Source organism: Dietzia sp. DQ11-71 (assembly GCF_014144995.1).
Lineage (GTDB): Bacteria > Actinomycetota > Actinomycetes > Mycobacteriales > Mycobacteriaceae > Dietzia > Dietzia kunjamensis.
Genome location: NZ_JAALDT010000358.1, coordinates 1 through 4643, shown reverse-complemented (window position 1 = coordinate 4643; position 4643 = coordinate 1). Strand labels below are relative to the sequence as shown.

The 4643-nt window shown below is 71.3% G+C and carries 4 protein-coding genes; 3 read left to right on the top strand and 1 reads right to left on the bottom strand.

The genetic code is table 11. The features are described 5' to 3' along the window. The coding region (gene pepN / locus G6023_RS12535) for an aminopeptidase N (RefSeq protein ID WP_182635799.1) at positions 1–2430 on the bottom strand (2430 nt) is incomplete at its 3' end. Positions 2431–2544: 114 nt separating this feature from the next. Between pepN and G6023_RS12530 the strand changes: the two genes are divergently transcribed. From G6023_RS12530 to G6023_RS12520, 3 genes are all read left to right on the top strand, one after another. Next, positions 2545–3171: a mycothiol-dependent nitroreductase Rv2466c family protein gene (locus G6023_RS12530; RefSeq protein WP_182635797.1), complete on the top strand. Its 627-nt coding sequence runs from the start codon at positions 2545–2547 to the stop codon at positions 3169–3171. An 89-nt stretch (positions 3172–3260) separates the two neighbouring features. After that, positions 3261–3734 (top strand): ribose-5-phosphate isomerase, encoded by a 474-nt coding sequence (locus G6023_RS12525; RefSeq protein ID WP_182635794.1) that lies wholly within the window; start codon positions 3261–3263, stop codon positions 3732–3734. Between the two features lie 6 nt (positions 3735–3740). Next, a complete protein-coding gene (locus G6023_RS12520) occupies positions 3741–4574 on the top strand; it encodes an Fpg/Nei family DNA glycosylase (protein ID WP_096905798.1) in 834 nt (277 codons plus the stop codon). Positions 4575–4643: the final 69 nt, after the last annotated feature.

Genomic DNA, 4643 nt, shown 5'->3' with positions numbered 1-4643 from the left:
GACGGTCTGGGCGAGATCGCCGGGTCGTGCCCTCCACAGCGCAGTGACGTCGTCCAGGTAGCGCTCGCAGAGGCCGGTGAGCAGGTGCTCCTGACCGGGCAGGTCGACACCCAGGAGCGTGGCGCGCACGATCGCGTTGGTGGGGGCGTCGGCACCGGTCTCCAGCAGCAGCTGCTCGGCCTCCTCCTTGGCTCCGACGGTGGGGCGGGCGGCACGCGCGGTGGCGGCCCGCCGGGCTCCGCCGGCGGTGTCGTCGGTGGCCAGTTCCGCCTCGATGCGGTCGGTGTCCGCGGCGCCGGCGGCGACCAGCGCGGTGAGCACGGTCCAGCGTAGGTCCGTGTCGACGACGAGGCCGGGCAGTCCCGCCTCGTCGGCTCCGGCGTCGAGGAGCGTGGCGAGCACGCGCCCCTGATCGACACCGATGGGGCAGGCGCACAGGGCGGTGAGGAACGCCAGCTGGTGATCGGACCCCGCCTCGGCGTCGCGGGCCGCGGTGAGCATGGCCGCGGAGAACGTCTTCCAGCCGGTGGCGGCGGCCCAGTCCGGGTCGGCGTACCGGGCCAGGGCTGTCTGGGCCTGGGTGAGCACCCTCTGCACCACGCCGATGTGGGACTCACGCGGCACGGCCCGGGCCACGACCTCGACGAACCGGCGGGCCGGCAGGCGCCCCTCCCGCGTCATCTCCCACAGTGCGGACCAGCACAGCGTCCGCGCCAGCGGGTCCGCGACGTCCTCGAGCGACTCCAGGACGGTGGCCAGGGACCGCTCGTCGAGCCGGACCGAGCAGTAGGTCAGGTCGTCGTCGTTGGGCAGGATCAGATCGGGCACGTGCTGCCCGGCGAGCGAGGCGACGGGCGTCCGCTCGCCGGAGATGTCCAGCTCGGCCCGTTCGGTGCGCACGATCGCACCGGACCCGTCGCGGCTGTACAGGCCCACGCCGAGCCGGTGGGTGCGCAGCTCGCCGGCGCCCGGGGACGCCGGGCCCTGGACCACGGTGAGGTCGTCGATCGTGCGGGAGTCGCCACCTGTCGTGACCTCGACGGAGATCGGGTTGATGCCGGTCGTGCGCAGCCACTGGTCGGCCCAGCCCGACAGGTCGCGCCCCGACGATGCCTCCAGTGCGGAGAGCAGGTCGTCGAACCGGGCGTTACCGAAGGCGTGGTCGGCGAAGTACGCGCGCAGACCGGCCAGGAACGGCTCGCGACCGACATAGGCTACGAGCTGCTTGAGTACCGAGGCGCCCTTGGCGTAGGTGATCCCGTCGAAGTTCGTCTCCACCGTCTCCAGGTCGGTCATGTCCGCGGCGACGGGGTGTGTGGAGGGCAGCTGGTCCTGGCGGTACGCCCACGACTTCTCCACGATCGCGAAGGTCGTCCAGGCGTCCGTGTACTGCGTCGCGTCGACCTGGGCCAGCACCGAGGCGAACGTGGCGAAGGATTCGTTGAGCCACAGGTCGTCCCACCAGAACATGGTCACCAGATCGCCGAACCACATGTGGGCCATCTCGTGCAGGATCGTCTCGTTGCGCCGTTCGTAGCGGTAGCCGGTGGCCCGGGAGCGGAAGACGTAGTCCTCGAGGAACGTCACGGCACCGGCGTTCTCCATGGCACCGGCGTTGAACTCTGGGACGAATATCTGGTCGTACTTGCCGAACGCGTACGGCAGGCCGAACTCACGGTGGTAGAAGCCGAAGCCCTCCTTGGTCTCGGCGAACAGGCGTTCCGAGTCGAGGAACTCCGCCAGCGACGCCCGGCACAGCAGGCGTAGAGGAATGGTGCCGTGCTCGTCGGTGTAGGCGTCCTCCACCACGTGGTACGGGCCCGCGATGAGGGCGACGAGGTACGTCGACATGATCTCGGTGGGGGCGAAGCGGTGCACCACGCCACCGCCGGGGGCCGGGGACTCCTGGGCCGGGGTGTTGGCCACCACCACCCACTGCTCGGGCGCGGTCACCGTCAGGGTGTAGCGGGCTTTGAGGTCGGGCTGGTCGAAGCAGGCGAACACCCGCTTGGCGTCCGCCGTCTCGAACTGCGAGTAGAGATAGACCTCCCCGTCGGCCGGGTCGACCATCCGGTGCAGGCCCTCACCGGTGGTGGTGTACGCCAGATCGGCGTCCACGATCAGCTCATTGTTCTCCTGCAGGTCGGGCAGGGTGATGCCGTCCTCGTCGTCGTACCGCTCGTCGCCGGGGGCCGGGAACAGTTTCCGGCCGTTCAGGGTCGCCGACCGGATCACGGCCGCGCGGAGGTCGATGAAGGTCTCCGCACCCGGACGCGAGCAGGAGAACCGCACCACGGTGCGCGAACGGAAGGTGTCGGTCCCGGGACTGCCGTGGCCGTCGGTGAGATCGATCTCCACGTCGTACGACTCGACGGCGAGCAGTTCCGACCGGGCGGCGGCGTCGGCGCGGGTGAGGTTGAGCGAGCGCATCGGTGAGGACCTCGGTTCGGTGGGGGGTTCGGCTACCGCACCAGTCCTACCACCCGGCGGGGAGCCGAGGCGGCCGCAGTGGCGGCGGCCGCCGGAGACGGGGAGGATGGGGTCATGACATCAACTACCCGGTCCGCCACCCGCTCCGTCGACTTCTGGTTCGACCCGCTGTGTCCGTTCGCGTGGGTCACCAGCCGCTGGATCCTCGAGGTGGAGAAGGTCCGCGACATCTCTCTGACGTGGAACGTCATGAGCCTGTCCGTGCTCAACGAGGGTCGCGACCTGCCCGAGGACTACACGGCACTGATGCAGCGCGGCTGGGGGCCGGTGCGCGTGGCCATCGCCGCGGCGAAGCTCCACGGTCCGGAGGTCCTCAAGACGCTGTACACCGAGTTGGGCACCCGCATCCACGATCAGGGCCGCGGCATCGAGGACCCCACCGTGATCACCGAGGCGCTCCAGGCTGCAGGCCTGGACGCCGACCTCGCCGCCGCCGCGGGGACCGACGAGTACGACGACGAGCTGCGCGCCTCCCACCACCGTGGCATGGACCCGGTGGGCGACGAGGTCGGGACCCCGGTCCTCCACGTCGACGGCACCGCGTTCTTCGGTCCCGTCCTCACCCGCATCCCGCGAGGCGAGGACGCCGGCAAGGTCTTCGACGGCGCCGCCATGCTCGCCGACTACCCGTACTTCTTCGAGCTCAAGCGAAGCCGTACCGAGGACCCGCAGTTCGACTGAGATCGCGCGCGGCTGTGGTCGGCTGGGCGGCTCTCGCCCGGCCTCGCCTGCCGTGGGGATCCGTGGAGTCGCGTGGCAGAATCTCCGTCATGCGCATCTACCTGGGGGCGGACCACGCCGGCTTCGAGACCAAGAACGCCATCGCCGAGCACCTGAAGGCCTCCGGGCACGAGGTGGTCGACTGCGGCGCCCACACCTACGACGCCGAGGACGACTACCCGGCCTTCTGCATCGACGCGGCAGCCAAGGTCGTCGCGGACCCGGGCAGCCTCGGGATCGTGCTCGGCGGCTCCGGCAACGGCGAGCAGATCGCGGCCAACAAGGTCCCCGGCGCCCGCTGCGCCCTGGCGTGGAGCGTCGAGACCGCGCGGCTGGCGCGTGAGCACAACAACGCCCAGCTCATCGGCATCGGGGGCCGCATGCACTCGGAGGAGGAGGCGCTCGCGATCGTCGACGCCTTCCTCGACCAGGAGTGGTCGGGGGTCGAGCGTCATCAGCGGCGCATCGACATCCTCGCCGAGTACGAGGCCACCCACGAGGCCCCGGCCGTCCCCGGCGCCTGAGTCCCCGTGCCTGAAGGGCACACCCTTCACCGGCTGGCCCGCCTGCACACCGAGTACTTCGCAGGCGGGCCCGTTCGTGTGTCCAGCCCGCAGGGGCGGTTCGCCGACCACGTCAGCGTCGACGGCCGGTACTTCGACCGCGCGACGGCCGTCGGCAAGCACCTCTTCCACCACTACGAGGGCGGCCTCGCGGTCCACGTCCACCTGGGGTTGTACGGGTTCTTCGACACGCACCTCGTCCCCGAGGGGCAGGACCCGCCCGCCCCGGTCGGGCAGGTGCGGATGCGGGTGGGCGCGACGGCGGGGGACGGGCCCGCCCACGTCGTCGACCTGCGCGGCCCGACCCGCTGCGAGGTGATCGCCGAGGCGGGCGTCGCAGACGTACGAGATCGGCTGGGCCCGGACCCGCTGGACCCCGCGGCCGATCCCGATCGGGCGTGGGCGCGGATCAGTCGTAGCGCGCGGACGATCGGTGCGCTGCTCATGGACCAGAAGGTGCTGGCCGGGGTCGGCAACGTCTACCGCGCCGAGGTGCTCTTCCGGCACGGGATCAGCCCGTTCCTCCCCGGGGTGGAGCTGCGCGAGGGGGAGTTCCGGGCGCTCTGGGACGACCTCGTGACGCTGATGGAGGTCGGGGTGGAGACCGGCGCCATCCACACGATCCGTCCCGAGCACGACCACGGCGACGTACCCCGCCGGGGAGCCGATCGACCGCGCAATTACGTCTACCAGCGCGACGGCTGGGCGTGCCGGGTGTGCGGGGACGAGATCGCCCTGCAGACGATGGACGCCCGGACGCTCTTCTGGTGCCCGACGTGCCAGGCGGGCCGACCGCGCTGAGGCCGCGCAGGCGGCATTTCGCAGCCGCCCGCCGCCATGGCGTCTCGCGCGCACCGCGGTGCGGGCAGG

What these genes read in the sequence shown, in the direction of transcription:
- G6023_RS12530 (WP_182635797.1), top strand. Translation starts at nt 2,545, where the DNA reads ATGACATCAACTACCCGGTCCGCCACCCGCTCCGTCGACTTCTGGTTC.
- G6023_RS12525 (WP_182635794.1), top strand. Translation starts at nt 3,261, where the DNA reads ATGCGCATCTACCTGGGGGCGGACCACGCCGGCTTCGAGACCAAGAAC.